This is a genomic window from Acinetobacter sp. YH12136 (genome assembly GCF_013418545.1).
Lineage (GTDB): Bacteria > Pseudomonadota > Gammaproteobacteria > Pseudomonadales > Moraxellaceae > Acinetobacter > Acinetobacter towneri.
Genome location: NZ_VPBV01000001.1, coordinates 114910 through 129969 on the forward strand (window position 1 = coordinate 114910; position 15060 = coordinate 129969).

General features: G+C 41.4%; 14 protein-coding genes and 1 tRNA gene. 9 read left to right on the forward strand and 6 right to left on the reverse strand.

What is annotated here, in order from left to right:
- Nucleotides 1-31: 31 nt before the first annotated feature.
- Entirely contained in the window at nt 32-1804 is a 1773-nt protein-coding gene (locus tag FTU71_RS00550; RefSeq protein ID WP_180111158.1) for an alkaline phosphatase, read from the reverse strand.
- 209 nt (nt 1805-2013) lie between these two features.
- Here FTU71_RS00550 and FTU71_RS00555 point away from each other — a divergent pair.
- Nucleotides 2014-2099 (forward strand) — tRNA-Leu (locus FTU71_RS00555).
- A gap of 281 nt (nt 2100-2380) precedes the next feature.
- Entirely contained in the window at nt 2381-2644 is a 264-nt protein-coding gene (locus tag FTU71_RS14550) for a hypothetical protein (RefSeq protein WP_257222408.1), read from the forward strand.
- 25 nt (nt 2645-2669) lie between these two features.
- Here FTU71_RS14550 and FTU71_RS00565 read toward each other — a convergent pair whose 3' ends face one another.
- From FTU71_RS00565 to rlmE, 4 genes are all read right to left on the reverse strand, one after another.
- Nucleotides 2670-2984 (reverse strand): DUF5713 family protein, encoded by a 315-nt coding sequence (locus FTU71_RS00565; RefSeq protein WP_096900998.1) that lies wholly within the window; start codon nt 2982-2984, stop codon nt 2670-2672.
- 90 nt (nt 2985-3074) lie between these two features.
- Nucleotides 3075-3929 (reverse strand): dihydropteroate synthase, encoded by an 855-nt coding sequence (gene folP / locus FTU71_RS00570; protein ID WP_218945587.1) that lies wholly within the window; start codon nt 3927-3929, stop codon nt 3075-3077.
- A 174-nt stretch (nt 3930-4103) separates the two neighbouring features.
- Nucleotides 4104-5993, reverse strand: a complete 1890-nt coding sequence (gene ftsH, locus FTU71_RS00575) for an ATP-dependent zinc metalloprotease FtsH (protein WP_004972155.1) — start codon at nt 5991-5993, stop codon at nt 4104-4106.
- Between the two features lie 136 nt (nt 5994-6129).
- Nucleotides 6130-6780 (reverse strand): 23S rRNA (uridine(2552)-2'-O)-methyltransferase RlmE, encoded by a 651-nt coding sequence (rlmE, locus tag FTU71_RS00580; RefSeq protein WP_179993586.1) that lies wholly within the window; start codon nt 6778-6780, stop codon nt 6130-6132.
- A 297-nt stretch (nt 6781-7077) separates the two neighbouring features.
- Between rlmE and yhbY the strand changes: the two genes are divergently transcribed.
- Together yhbY and FTU71_RS00590 are read left to right on the forward strand one after the other, a co-directional pair.
- A complete protein-coding gene (gene yhbY / locus FTU71_RS00585; RefSeq protein ID WP_179993587.1) occupies nt 7078-7401 on the forward strand; it encodes a ribosome assembly RNA-binding protein YhbY in 324 nt (107 codons plus the stop codon).
- 6 nt (nt 7402-7407) lie between these two features.
- A complete protein-coding gene (locus FTU71_RS00590; RefSeq protein WP_004972160.1) occupies nt 7408-7947 on the forward strand; it encodes a DOMON-like domain-containing protein in 540 nt (179 codons plus the stop codon).
- 125 nt (nt 7948-8072) lie between these two features.
- Here FTU71_RS00590 and FTU71_RS00595 read toward each other — a convergent pair whose 3' ends face one another.
- Entirely contained in the window at nt 8073-8555 is a 483-nt protein-coding gene (locus FTU71_RS00595; protein ID WP_167845852.1) for a hypothetical protein, read from the reverse strand.
- 323 nt (nt 8556-8878) lie between these two features.
- On the opposite strand from FTU71_RS00595, the gene carA reads away from it, so the two are divergent.
- The 5 genes from carA (at nt 8879) to FTU71_RS00620 (ending at nt 14921) form a co-directional block, all read left to right on the forward strand.
- On the forward strand, nt 8879-10018 hold the full coding sequence (gene carA / locus FTU71_RS00600; RefSeq protein WP_179993588.1) for a glutamine-hydrolyzing carbamoyl-phosphate synthase small subunit: 1140 nt from the start codon (nt 8879-8881) through the stop codon (nt 10016-10018).
- A 15-nt stretch (nt 10019-10033) separates the two neighbouring features.
- Nucleotides 10034-13264, forward strand: coding sequence for a carbamoyl-phosphate synthase large subunit (gene carB / locus FTU71_RS00605; protein WP_004972166.1), 3231 nt, complete (start codon nt 10034-10036; stop codon nt 13262-13264).
- Between the two features lie 82 nt (nt 13265-13346).
- Complete coding sequence (gene greA, locus FTU71_RS00610; protein WP_004972169.1) at nt 13347-13823, forward strand: transcription elongation factor GreA; 477 nt, start codon at nt 13347-13349, stop codon at nt 13821-13823.
- A 112-nt stretch (nt 13824-13935) separates the two neighbouring features.
- Nucleotides 13936-14148, forward strand: a complete 213-nt coding sequence (locus FTU71_RS00615; RefSeq protein WP_004972171.1) for a hypothetical protein — start codon at nt 13936-13938, stop codon at nt 14146-14148.
- A 134-nt stretch (nt 14149-14282) separates the two neighbouring features.
- The gene (locus FTU71_RS00620) at nt 14283-14921 is read left to right on the forward strand and encodes a CatB-related O-acetyltransferase (protein ID WP_167845851.1); all 639 of its coding nucleotides are present in this window, start codon (nt 14283-14285) and stop codon (nt 14919-14921) included.
- Nucleotides 14922-15060: the final 139 nt, after the last annotated feature.

Sequence of the window (15060 nt, forward strand, 5' to 3'; positions counted from 1 at the left end):
GACTCGGTTTTCTGTAAATATCACACCAATTTTAAGCAGTTTTAGCGACATCAATGATTGGTTTTAAGTCTACACCATACTTCTGTTGATGACCACGCGTATCATCGAGTTTGTATTCACGTGCCTTAACCGTATCTATAAACTTCCAATCTGCAACCACTTGCGCACGATCAAAAGTCACCGTTAAATAACCACGTTGATTTAAGTTGCAATAATCCAGTTCATCAATCAGTTCTTGAAAGGCATATTCCAACGCTGCCATTTCGTCTGCAGGCACATTTAAGTAATACTCAATTCCGGGCGATGATACCGAGCTGGTCGCGAATTCCAACCCAACCTTATGATTTGTTTCATGTGTATGCAAGGTTGCAGCCCAAGCATTGTGAGTATCACCTGCCAACACCACTGCTTTTTTCCCAAGTTGCTGCAATGTCCCATACACAACTTCTCGCTCGTAGGCATAACCATCCCAAGCATCGAGGTTATAAGGTGCAACCGCATACAAACGTGCCTTATCTACTGCTGTCAAAGTTGGATCATTCGCTTTTAAACGCAATTTCAGCGTGACCAATTCTGTAATTTTCTGCTTCATTTGTGCAAGTGTTTCAGGTTGCTGATCACCATTGGTGATTTTCGCTAAAGGCAATAACAGTTCTTGTGGAATCAGTATTTTCGCCATCAACACTTGTTGAGCCAAAACATTCCAAGTAGCCTTAGACTGCCCCAACTGCTTTTGCAACCATTCTCGTTGAACTCCACCCATCAATGTGCGTTGATCACTAAATAAATCTGCCTGAAATTTAGCAGCATCAATACCTTCTGCCGTCATATAGTTAGCATAATCTAATTGCTTATGACGCGCCAAAATACGCGTATCCAGCATCATCAAATTCACCAAACCACCAAAATCAAACTGGCGATAAATATTCAAATGATCATTTTCTGCAACTGGACGAATTGGCATCCACTCGAAATAAGCCTGTAATGCGGCAATTTTACGTTCTATAAAGCTGCCTTCACCTTCTTGATGATTATCTGCACCCGCTTCCCAAGTATCATTACTGAGTTCATGGTCATCCCAAATGACAATAAATGGATGGCGTTGGTGAGCAGTCTGCAAATCAGCATCGGTACGATATAAAGCATAACGTTTACGATAATCATCTAACTTGATAATTTCTTTATCATTGTCTGCAGCAAAGGTACGTCCTAACTGTTTTGCATCGTCAGTCGCGTAGCCACCTTGTCCATATTCATAAATATAATCACCCAAGTGAATAATCATATCCAGATTGTTTTCCTGTGCCATTTCTTTATACACATGAAAATAACCTGCGGGATAGTTCGAGCAAGAACAGACCGCAAATTTCACTTGATCGCTGCGTTGTGGCAAGGTTTTGGTCTGTCCTATAGCAGAAACCGTATTACCAAAGCGGAAACGGTAATAATATTTAGTCCCTGCCTGTAAACGATCTGCGTCCACTTTAACAGTAAAATCTTGCGCTGCGCTGGTTTGTACTTTGCCAGTATTTACCAATTGCTTAAACGCCTCATCGCTGGCAATTTCCCAAACCACTTCAATGCATGCTGCCATGTCACTTGGCGTTACACGTGTCCATAAAATGATACGATCATGCAGCGGATCACCACTGGCGACACCATGCAAAAACTGCACCTTTAATGCATTTTCTGCTGTATTTTCATTGTCATCACCACATGCAGTTAATGCGACTGGCAATGACAACGCCCCAAAACCAGCCAAACTTTTTTGAATCAGCTCTCGGCGAGTTAAGCGAATGTTCATGAATATTCCTTTTATTTTTCTTGAGCGCTCAACATAGAAATTTATGATTTCGCTTTGATCTCAAATTCATGAAATATTGATGACAAATAGCAGAAATATACTGCAAACCGAACTTTTTTCAAGCTAATAAGTTGAATTGATTGAAAAGAAAGCAATTGTAAATAAATTTACTTGCCAAGATTTATTTCGTCCTCTATTATTGCGCACATGCCCGAGTGGTGAAATCGGTAGACACAGGGGATTTAAAATCCCCCGCCCTCAAAGCGTGCCAGTTCGAGTCTGGCCTCGGGCACCATTTTAATGAATCAAATCATTCAAATGGTGCGAATAAAGAACTCCAGCATTAAGCTGGTTTTTTTATGCCTAAAAAATATAATATTTAAAACAATAACATTTATGTACTGATGATTTAAAATGTTTCTACAGCGCTTTATCTTCTCTTTCAAATGGATGATCTGTTTATGCTGCTTGCTCAGTTTTGCAAGCCATGCACAAAATCCCAGCCTTGAGTCAGCAACCGAATCCGTAAACCCAATTGAAACTGATGCAGAATTTTATGATGTTTTTGCAGGAACAGTGCAATATAAAAATCAAGAATTACAATTACGTCGTTGCAGCTTAGGCAACAATTTATATTTATTAAATTTCCAAAATCCTGAAGATAAAAAGCAACTCAAAACTTTGCTGCAACAAAATACAAAGTTTTGGGTCAATTTAATTGCACAGCCGAATGAACATAATGGGCTATATACGTTGAATGTTCGGGAAATTGCAGAACTACATACACAGCAAAGTTGCCATTTGGATGATGTTTTAGATGATTTATTGAATCACCCATAAATTAAAGCTGAAAGAGAGTGACCTATCACCACTCTCTCGTTGCAATCAACTCTTCCGTTTCAATCTCGAAATAACCTTGATCTTGCAACACCATCATCATCGCCTCAGCAATATAATCTGCTGCGGTATCGTCCAAATCTGAATCCAAATCTTCAAATTGTGGTTTCATTTTATTAATGGCTTGCACGGTCTGATCAGCAAAATGATAAATATCCGTTTCAGATAAATTGGATTTAGACACGTGTTTTGCAAACTGTTGAATCAGTTGTTTTAACTCAGCAACTAAAATATCAGGATAAAACTCATCATCAAACATCGGGAGAAGTAAATCTGCAAACATACAAGCACTCAAAAATACAGAGATTCAAGCGTGCCTATATAGCATAAGCAGGGCTTTAATTCTAGCTTCGCCCCAATTTGCATATTGCGATTAATTTGCCAACTGCATTGCTTGCCAGACTTTAATGGCGTCAGACATGGCTTTCACATCATGCGCACGCACCATACAAGCACCTTGCTGAATACTGAGTAAATGTGCCGCTACAGAACCAACTGCACGCTGTGTTGGCTCTGCCCCACCCAAAGCTTCACCAATAAAGCGTTTACGAGACAATGCCGATAAAATTGGATACCCCATACCATTAAGTTGATGCAACTCATTTAACAATTTCAGATTCTGTTGTGCATTTTTCGCAAAACCAAAACCCGGATCAATCATGATATTTTCAGGCTTGACCCCTACCGCCAAAGCATCAGCGACACGTTGCTGCAATTCTGCAATCACATCTGCAGTGACATCATCATATTGATCTAAATTGTTCATGGTGGTCGGTTCACCACGCATGTGCATAATAATCACGGGGATATTTAACTCAGCAGCTGTTTGCAACGCATTTGGACGGGTCAGCGCACGTACATCATTCCAGATATGCGCCCCCGCAGCTACGGCAGCACGAATCACTTCGGGCTGTGACGTATCAATCGAAAGCACTACATCATAAGTAGATAAGGCTTCCGCCACAGGAACCACACGACGAATTTCTTCTTCTACACTCACAGGACTAGCTCCCGGACGTGTTGACTCTCCGCCAATATCAATCACGGTTGCACCTTCGGCTATCATTTCCAAAGCACGCGCCACAGCAGCATCTTTTTCATTATGTCGCCCACCATCACTAACCGAGTCTGGTGTCACATTTAGAATTCCCATCACATGCGGCTGAGATAAATCTAAACGCAAACGTCCACATTGCAATACGCGCTTGGGTAATGGCATTAGCTGCATGCTGGTCTTCCTTTCAATTTGAAAAGCTTATTTTAACAAGGGTAATTTTGAAGATGTTGAATTCTTTTCAGTGCGCTTCAACATTACCAATATTCCTGTTGCAACGACGCATAAACCACACGAATAAAAAAAGAGCCTTTATACAAAGACTCTTTTTAACATTATGTGAACTGATTAGCTCGCTGGTAATGGTGGCGGTGTGCTTGGACCATCAGTTGGTGTTACATCAATCACAGGATTGTCTGCAATATACACTTTCGGTGGCTGTGGCTCACGACCTTCCATAATGTCACGGATTTGGTCACGATCAATAGTTTCCCATTCCAACAATGCTTTTACCATTGCGTGGGCAATATCTTGGTTATTTTCCAAAATATCGCGGGCAACTTTATATTGCTCATCAATAATACGACGAACTTCAGCATCCACTTGTTGCTGGGTGGCTTCAGAAATCGTACGGCTGCCTAAACTACCCATGAATGATTGTTGTGTATCGTCTTCATAGACCATTACGCCTAACTTGTCAGACATACCGTATTTGGTCACCATCGCACGTGCTAATTTAGTCGCACGCTCAAAGTCATTCGATGCACCTGTCGACATTTGATTAATAAAGACTTCTTCTGCAATACGACCACCAAACAAGATAGACAAGTCGTTCAGCATTTTGTCTTTATAATGGCTAGTTTGGTCATGTTCAGGCAATTGCCATGTCACACCCAATGCCCAGCCACGCGGCATAATCGTTACTTTATGCACAGGGTCTGTACCCGGCAGCATTTCAGCAACAATCGCATGACCTGCTTCATGATAAGCCGTTGCACGACGTTCTTCTTCACGCAGCACCATCGACTTACGTTCAGGGCCCATATACAACTTGTCTTTAGCATCTTCAAAGTCGTGCATATCCACCGTATTTTTATTACGACGGGCAGCAAACAATGCAGCTTCATTCACAAGGTTTGCCAACTGCGCACCTGAGAAGCCTGGTGTACCACGTGCCAAGACTTTGACATCTACACCTGTAACTGAAGGCAACTTTTTCAAGTGAACATTCAGAATTTGCTCACGACCTTTAATGTCTGGCAAGCCAACCATTACTTGACGGTCAAAACGACCTGGGCGCAATAAAGCTTTATCTAGTACATCAGCACGGTTTGTCGCAGCGATGACAATAATGCCTTCATTGCCTTCAAAACCGTCCATTTCAACAAGCATTTGGTTAAGTGTTTGCTCACGTTCATCGTGACCACCACCTGTACCTGAACCACGGTGACGACCCACTGCATCAATCTCATCAATAAAGATGATACATGGTGCATGGCGTTTAGCTTGCTCAAACATATCACGGACACGAGAAGCACCTACACCCACGAACATTTCAACGAAGTCAGAACCAGAAATGCTGAAGAATGGAACTTTGGCTTCGCCTGCAATGGCTTTGGCCAATAAGGTTTTACCTGTACCCGGTGGACCTACCATCAACACACCTTTAGGAATAGTTGCACCTAAACGCTTGAATTTAGCAGGGTCTTTTAAGAAATCTACAATTTCAACCACTTCTTGTTTTGCTTCGTCACAACCTGCTACATCGGCAAATGTGACTTTAATTTGGTCTTCAGACAACATTTTGGCTTTAGATTTACCAAAGCTCATCGGGCCGTTTTTACCACCTGCACCGCCACCCATGTTGCGCATAAAGAACATGAATAACAAAATGATTAAAAGTACAGGGAAACTTGCGATCAATAGTTGCATTAACAAACCTTGACGTTGAGGTGCAGTACCTTCAACAACAACGTTGTTTTTAATCAGATTCGGCATCAGTTCAGGGTCTTGAACTGCTGGACGAATGCTTTCAAAGGACGAGCCGTTGACTTTTTCGCCACTAATTCTTTCGCCATCAATTGTGACTTGCTTAATTTGACCAGCATTCACCGCTGTAACGAACTCTGAATAGTTCATTGCAGTTGGCTTTTCACTGTTATTGATGTTGCTGAAAATTAGAATCAGCACACCAAGTATAATCAGCCACAATACGGCATTCTTGAAGAGATCGCTCAAAGCTTTATTCCCATATCAATCTAATTTGATCATGCCCGTTACTGGGTGACCTTTCATTCAAAAAGCTGAAGATCAGCTAGACAATTCATTAAAAACGTACAAAATGCACAATTTTTAACGGCTTGGCAAGTAAACTTTATTTAGACGCTTTTTTACGTCCTTGTCCAATAAGGAATACTTCTTTGGAACGCGCGCGTGAAGCAGCGGGTTTTGCTGTCTTTAACACATCAAAACTGTCCACGACCTGTTTACGAAATTCGTCAAATCCCGAACCTTGGAACACTTTGACCACAAACTGACCATTAGATCCCAATACGCGATTGGCAAAATCGAGAGCCAACTCACATAAGTAAATTTGACGCGGTTGATCTACAGCTTTATTACCTGATGTATTGGGGGCCATATCGGAAATTACAACGTCTACCGTGCGTCCGTTTAAAATATTTAACAATTTTTCGAAAACTTCTTCTTCGCGGAAGTCACCTTGTAAAAAGGTCACATCTGGTAGTGCGTCCATTTCCAAAATATCGGAAGCGATCACCAAACCTTTGTCGCCGACAAGTTTCCCTGCGATTTGCGACCAACTACCCGGTGCTGCACCTAAGTCCACCACCGTCATGCCCGGTTTGATCAGTTTATATTTTTCTTGAATCTCAAGTAGTTTGTATGCAGCACGTGCACGATACCCTTCTTTTTGCGCTCTTTTCACAAAGGGATCATCTAGGTGCTCTCTCATCCACGCACGACTACTTTTGGATAACTTTTGGTTGGTAATGCGTGTTGCCATAACTCTCTTAGTAACGAATAGCCATCTAAATTGCGATTGTACGTGAAAATTAGCAAGCTTGCAGTAGACATCTGTATCTAAATGCCAATAACTAACAAGTTTTTTCTATTAAATCCATCGCTTATTTCTGTACTGTGGCATAAAAAACCTCTCTCATCACTAATGGATAAACCTAAGCAAATGTTCAATTTTGATATTTTTGTACTGCTGCAAGATCGCGGATTATTTGCATAGAATTTACAGCGTTTCAAATTGGCTTTTGTTATACTAAGCCGTTTTTAAAATTAGGTTATCTTTATGGCGGCTCTCTCTATTCAGGAACGCAAGCGTTTACGTCAAATTGGTCATGCACTTAACCCTGTAGTGATGATTGGCGGTCAAGGTTTGACTGAAAATGTAATTGAAGAAACCAACCGTGCTTTAAACGATCACGAATTGATTAAAGTTAAAATTGGTGGTGAAGACCGTGAAGTACGTGCAGCTGTAATTACTGAAATTGCTGCAGCAACAGGTTCTGAAGTGGTACAAACAATTGGTAAAATTGCTTTACTTTATAAAAAAGCAGCAAAACAAAATGCCAAGTTGTCAAATTTAGTTCGTCACGCTCATTTGTCTAACTAAGCTTATATGGCAAGTTACGAACTCAGCGCCTTTGATCGTCAGTTTCAAGCGATTTCTTTGGTCGGTGCAATTGAACAACAAAGTCCGTTTAGCTTAAATGTAGGTTATTGGCTGCGTGATCCGAATCAGTGGGTCGAATGGCCTGCATTGGTGACTTCACATCCACGTCATGACTTTTTGTGGGAACAGACCTGCTTTGAAATTTTCATTGGCGTTAAGGGCGAAGATTTTTATCGTGAAATCAATCTCTCCCCTTCTCAAGCTTGGCAAGCCTATGCCTTTGAAGAATATCGTTATCCTGAGCAAATGCCACCTGTGGCCGCTTATGATATTGAGTTGAATCAGCTAAAACGTACGCATTACGGTTTAAATGTCAGTTTGGATTTAACCGAATTTATACTGAAACATAAACTGAAATGGACAGATTTGTTTATTGGGCTCACAGCTGTATTAAAAACCAGTCAGGGCGAGCAGTTTTATGCCATGCAACACAGCAGCCCTGCCGCCGATTTTCACAATAAGCGCGATTGGCTACATCAGTTCTAACTGTGATTAATAGTAGTTTAGATTGAAACAACTAGTTTTTGGTTTGAGCAAGAAATTTAAATAAAAAAGTGAGGCGCATGACCTCACTTTTTTTTATGGCTGAATCAGCAACAGATTAAACTGGATTATGCTTGATCAGTTTCATCATTAGTTTCAGTTTTTGATGGATTTACTTTTTTCCACGCTTCTAGTGTGTGCTCTTTAGAACGCTTAAAAGTTTCAGCCAATTGATCTTTGTGTTTTACTGAAATGCTGCTGACATCTTCTTTCAACTCTTTACCAAGTTTAGAAAGATCTTCAATAATTGCGCTAAATTCAGTTTTTACAAAGTCTTTTAATTCGCCTAAATCTTTAGGTGAACTACCAAATTGTGCTTTTAAAGCTTCAATTTTTTGCAACACATCTTGCTTTAACTGACCCAATTGCTCTTGCACGCTGGCATTGAGTTGTTTTGCTTCGGCTTGAAGTTTTTCTTGCGTTTCCGCAACTACATCAAGCACCTGCTCTTTGGCATCATGCGTTACTTTTTCAAGCCTTTCAGCGCCTTCACTTACTGCTTTGATTGCACTGTTTTGTGGTTCAGTGGCTGATTTATCTTGTTCAGTCATTCGCTTTTACCCAAGGTCGTTGTTGTTTATAAATTAAGCATAAGGCAATTTAGACTAAAATGGGTTTTGGATTGTCTAACAATCGTAGATTGCTTACATTTGGACTACACGCTAAAACATAAACCTAGCAAAAAAAGCAAGTCTTTTATCTTACATATTCGTCAGATTCACAATGGACTTTTGGCGAGCTCATGCGTATAATGCAATGTTAAGTTCAAGCGAGCAGACATAGGAGGGTAGGTTTAAATATTGACCTTCCTTTTTTTTCGTCTACTCGCTTTTTTACAGCCCTATTTTTGTGGTTTTAGTTCAGGAGCTTTGGTTTGAGCACCCCCGCCATTTTAGCCCTCGCCGACGGTACAATCTTTAAAGGTACGTCTATCGGTGCAACGGGAAGCACGACTGGTGAAGTCGTTTTTAACACTGCCATGACTGGCTATCAAGAAATTTTGACCGACCCGAGTTATGCACAACAACTTGTGACTTTAACTTACCCACATATTGGGAACACTGGTTGCAATGATGAAGATGTTGAGTCAGGTCGAATTCATAAAGTATGGGCAAACGGTTTAATTATCCGTGATTTGCCTTTATTACACAGTAACTTCCGTTCTACTCAATCTTTAGGCGAATACTTACAACAACACAATGTTGTTGCAATTGCCGATATTGATACCCGTAAATTGACCCGTATTTTACGTTCCAAAGGTGCGCAAAACGGTTGTATTCTTGCTGGTGAAAATATCACTGAAGAAGAAGCAATTGCAAAAGCACGTGCATTTGGCGGCTTAAACGGCTTAGATCTTGCAAAAGTATGCTGCGACCCTGAAGGTTTTGAATGGACTGAAGGTTCATGGGAACTTGGCAAAGGCTTTACTCAACCTGAACTTAAATATCATGTGGTTGCATACGATTACGGTGTCAAAACCAACATCCTGCGTATGCTCGCAGACCGCGGTTGCAAATTAACCGTTGTTCCTGCACAAACCCCTGCTGAAAAAGTCCTTGCGTTAAACCCAGATGGCATTTTCTTGTCAAATGGCCCTGGCGATCCTGCTGCATGTGACTACGCAATTGAAGCTGTAAAAACAATTGTAGAAACCACGAATACTCCTGTATTTGGTATCTGTTTAGGTCACCAAATTCTTGCACTTGCATCAGGTGCAAAAACAATGAAAATGCCGCACGGTCACCACGGCGCAAACCATCCTGTACAGAACTTAGAAACTAGTACAGTGATGATTACTTCTCAGAACCACGGCTTCGCGGTAGATGAAAGCACCTTACCAAGCAATGTATGTTCAACGCATCGTTCATTGTTCGATGGCACAAACCAAGGTATTCATCGTACAGACAAGCCTGCATTTAGCTTCCAAGGTCACCCAGAAGCAAGTTCAGGTCCACATGACTGCGCACTCTTGTTCGATCATTTCATCGAACTTATTGAAGCCGCTAAGAAGTAATTAAGGAGCGAAATAATGCCTAAACGTACGGATATTAAAAGCATCTTAATTATTGGTGCTGGTCCTATTGTTATTGGTCAGGCTTGTGAGTTTGACTATTCTGGTGCTCAAGCATGTAAAGCGCTGCGTGAAGAAGGTTACCGCGTTATTTTGGTAAACTCGAACCCTGCGACCATCATGACTGACCCTGCAATGGCAGATGCAACTTATATCGAGCCAATCACTTGGCAGACTGTTGCAGCAATCATTGAAAAAGAACGTCCAGATGCAGTACTTCCGACCATGGGTGGTCAAACTGCATTGAACTGTGCGCTTGCATTAGATGCCAACGGTATTTTAGCCAAATACAATGTTGAATTAATTGGTGCAACCAAAGACGCGATTGAAAAAGCCGAAGACCGTAAATTGTTTGATGAAGCAATGCGCAAAATTGGTCTTGAGTGTCCAAAAGCAGCAATTGCTGAATCTATGGAAGAAGCACTTGAGATTCAATCTCGCTTTGGCTTCCCTGTGATTATTCGTCCATCATTCACCATGGGTGGTTCTGGTGGCGGTATCGCATATAACAAAGAAGAATTCCTTGAAATCTGTGAACGCGGTTTCGATCTTTCTCCAACCAAACAATTATTGATTGATGAATCACTTATTGGTTGGAAAGAATATGAGATGGAAGTTGTACGTGATAAAAACGACAACTGTATCATCGTATGTTCAATCGAAAACTTTGACCCAATGGGCGTGCACACTGGTGACTCAATCACCGTTGCTCCTGCGCAAACTTTGACGGACAAAGAATACCAATTGATGCGTAATGCATCTTTAGCGGTACTTCGTGAAATTGGTGTAGAAACAGGTGGTTCTAACGTTCAGTTCGGTATTTGCCCGAATACTGGTCGTATGGTTGTGATTGAGATGAACCCACGTGTATCTCGTTCATCTGCACTTGCATCTAAAGCCACTGGTTTCCCAATTGCAAAAGTTGCAGCGAAATTGGCTGTGGGTTATACCCTTGATGAACTGAAAAATGACATCACAGGCGGTACCACTCCTGCGGCATTTGAACCATCAATTGACTACGTTGTCACTAAAGTTCCACGTTTCAACTTTGAAAAGTTCCCTCAAGCAGACGCGACTTTAACCACGCAGATGAAATCTGTAGGTGAAGTCATGGCGATTGGTCGTAACTTCCAAGAATCTGTAAACAAAGCCCTTCGTGGTTTAGAAACTGGCGCTTGTGGTTTTGACGAACAAATTGAAGTGGGTGCTGAAGGCGCACGCGACAAGATTTTAGTTGAATTGAAAGTTCCAGGTCCTGAGCGTATTTGGTACGTGGCAGACGCATTCCGTCACGGCTTTAGCTTGGACGAAGTTTTTGAAGCGACCAAAATTGACCGTTGGTTCTTAATTCAAATTCAAGACATCGTTAACACTGAAAATGAAATCAAAACTTTAGGTTTTGGCGATCTAAACGCTGACAACATCCGTTCGTTCAAACGTAAAGGTTTATCTGACTTGCGTATTGCGAACTTGATGGGAATTTCACAAAAGCAATTCCGTAAACACCGTTGGAACTTGGGCGTAACCCCAGTTTACAAACGTGTGGATACCTGTGCTGCAGAGTTTGAATCTGACACAGCATATATGTATTCAACTTACGATGAAGAGTGTGAATCAAATCCTTCAGCGAAAGACAAGATCATGGTGATTGGCGGTGGTCCAAACCGTATTGGTCAAGGTATCGAATTCGATTACTGCTGTGTACACGCTGCGCTTGCAATGCGTGAAGATGGTTTTGAGACCATCATGGTGAACTGTAACCCTGAAACAGTATCTACCGATTACGACACTTCAGACCGTTTGTACTTTGAACCAATTACTTTGGAAGATGTACTTGAAATCGTACGTACTGAAAAGCCAAAAGGCATTATCGTACAGTACGGTGGTCAAACTCCACTTAAATTGGCACGCGCTTTAGAAGAGGCAGGTGCGCCAATTATTGGTACATCACCAGATGCAATTGACCGTGCAGAAGACCGTGAGCGTTTCCAGCAAATGATTCAACGTCTGCAATTGCGTCAGCCTAACAACAGCATTGTAAAATCTGCTGAAGAAGGTATCGCAGAAGCAGCGAAAGTGGGTTACCCGCTCGTTGTTCGTCCATCTTATGTATTGGGTGGTCGTGCAATGGAAATCGTGTATAACGAAGAAGAATTGAAACGCTACTTGCGTGATGCAGTTCAAGCATCTAACGATGCACCTGTACTGTTAGACCGTTTCTTGGATGATGCGATTGAAGTTGACGTAGACTGCGTATCTGACGGTAAAGATGTGGTGATTGGCGGTATTATGCAGCACATCGAACAAGCAGGTATTCACTCTGGCGACTCAGCATGTTCAATTCCACCTTATTCATTGTCAGATGAAGTACAGGACGAAATGCGTCGTCAAACTGTTGCAATGGCAAAAGAGTTGGGCGTTATTGGTCTAATGAACGTACAGTTTGCAGTGAAAGGCAATGACGTTTATATCTTGGAAGTGAACCCACGTGCATCACGTACTGTTCCGTTCGTTTCTAAGTGTATTGGCGAATCATTGGCTAAAGTTGCAGCACGTTGTATGGCAGGTCAATCTTTAGAAGCACAAGGCTTTACTAAAGAAATTATTCCGCAACACTTCTCTGTGAAAGAAGCTGTGTTCCCATTCAACAAGTTCCCTGGTGTAGACCCTGTGCTTGGGCCTGAGATGAAATCTACAGGTGAAGTGATGGGTGTGGGCAAAACTTTTGGTGAAGCATTCTATAAAGCTGTGTTAGGCTCGAATGATCGCTTACCAGGAATCCCAACTGAAGGCGAAGTAAAACATGCATTCTTATCTGTACGTGAGTCAGATAAACCGCATGTGGCGCGTATTGCAAAACAATTGGCTGATTTTGGCTTCAAACTTGTTGCAACGGGTGGTACGCATAAAGTCATCACCGATGCAGGTATTGAGTGTGAACGTGTGAATAAAGTGACTGAAGGTCGCCCACACATTGTAGACCGCTTGAAAAATGGTGAGATTCACCTCATCATCAATACTTCTGAAGGCAAACAAGCTCAGCAGGATTCATTCTCAATCCGTCGTTCTGCATTGCAAGGTAAAGTGTATTACACCACGACCTTGAATGGCGCAGATGCTGTATGCCAAGCCTTAGCGATTAAATTACCAATGGATGTATATCGCCTGCAAGATCTTACTGTAGGTTAATACATTTCAATAAAGTCCCGTCACCTTTCGGGTGGCGGGCTTTTTTCATTTATAGACTTCAATATTTTTAAAGAGGGACAACATGCAACGTTATCCTATGACGCCTGAAGGTAAACACGCTTTAGAGCAAGAATTACAACAACTTAAATCGGTTGAACGTCCACGTATTACTGCAGCGATTGCAGAAGCGCGTGAACATGGCGATTTAAAAGAAAATGCTGAATACCATGCCGCACGTGAACAGCAAGGTTTCTGCGAAGGTCGTATCCAAGACATCGAAGGTAAATTAGGCGCTTGCCAAGTAATTGATGTTAAAGAATTGGAACAAAACGGACGTGTGGTTTTTGGTGTGACTGTGACCATTGAAAACCTAGACACCGAAGAGCAAAAAACCTACAAAATTGTAGGTGATGATGAAGCTGATTTTAAAATCAATAAAATTTCAGTGAATTCGCCTATTGCACGCGGTTTGTTGGGCAAAAATGAAGGCGATGAAGCCAAAATTGTCACTCCGCAAGGCGAAGTGGAATATGAAATTGTGAATGTAGAATATCTTTAAGTTTTAATAAAGATGACTACACGCGATGCCCCTCTTTGAGGGGTTTTTTTTGCCTATAAATCATACAGCCGAGCTTATAGATTATACTGCGATAAAAATAGAGGAAAATAAGATGGAAAATCGCATCATTCATGCATTTGTTTATGCGCTTTCTGGGGCTGTGTTAGGACTGATTTTAATTCCAGTCTGGGGACTCTTTATCAATACACAAACCAGTCCTGTCAGTATCGTATTGGCATCATCACTCTTTTTTGCTATTTGGGGATTCTTATTTCCAAACAGTGTTAAAAATGTTTTTATGTATTTGTGGAATTTTTTAAGATAGATACTTAAGCTTTCAAATCACTAAAGTGTAGTGGTCAACTAATATTTTGAACATTCCCTCTCCTTCTAGGAAAGGGCTAGGGAGAGGTTCAAAATTTCAGATATAATCCCCTCATCTCTCCACACGAAAAAACCATGTCCGAAACGCTGATTAATTCCCCTGTTAAACACTGGTGCGAATTTGAGTTCATCTCCAAAACTGTGAAAAACCCCAACATCCACATCAAAGGCAATTACTCTTATTATTCAGCCTATTGGGATCAGGGTTTTGAACGTTGTGTTGTGCGTTATTTACATGACAAACCTGCAACAGCAGACAAGCCAATTGATCAATTACATATTGGCAATTTTGTCTGTTTTGGTGCGGAATGCGTGATTATGATGGGTGGCAATCAATTGCATCGCAGTGACTGGGTTTCGGCTTTTCCGTTTGATACTCGCAGTTTTGTTGCGGCAGGTGATACCACAATTGGCGATGGCTGCTGGATTGGCAGTCGCGCCATGATTATGCAAGGTGTTGAACTAGGCGAAGGTGCAATTGTGGCGACAGGTACAGTGGTTACGCAAGATGTACCGCCTTACGCTATTGTGGCAGGTGTACCTGCCAAAGTAATTAAATACCGCTTTAGTGAAACAGAGATTGCTCAACTTTTGGCGCTAAAACTGTATGATTTTGATGAAAAATATTTACTGAAAATCCGCGAACAATTGCAGAGTAATGATGTCAATCAACTGATCGATTTTTTGACAAACACGCAAACAAAAAATGACTAAAACTTTAGTTGAATTGAAAGCACAGCTTCATAATTTCATGCTAAATTAAGGTGAAATAAGGACTTACAGCACTCAATTATCTTTATGAAATTACTGGGTTTTATTCTATATGAATTCAGCGTAAGATAAGACAGGACTC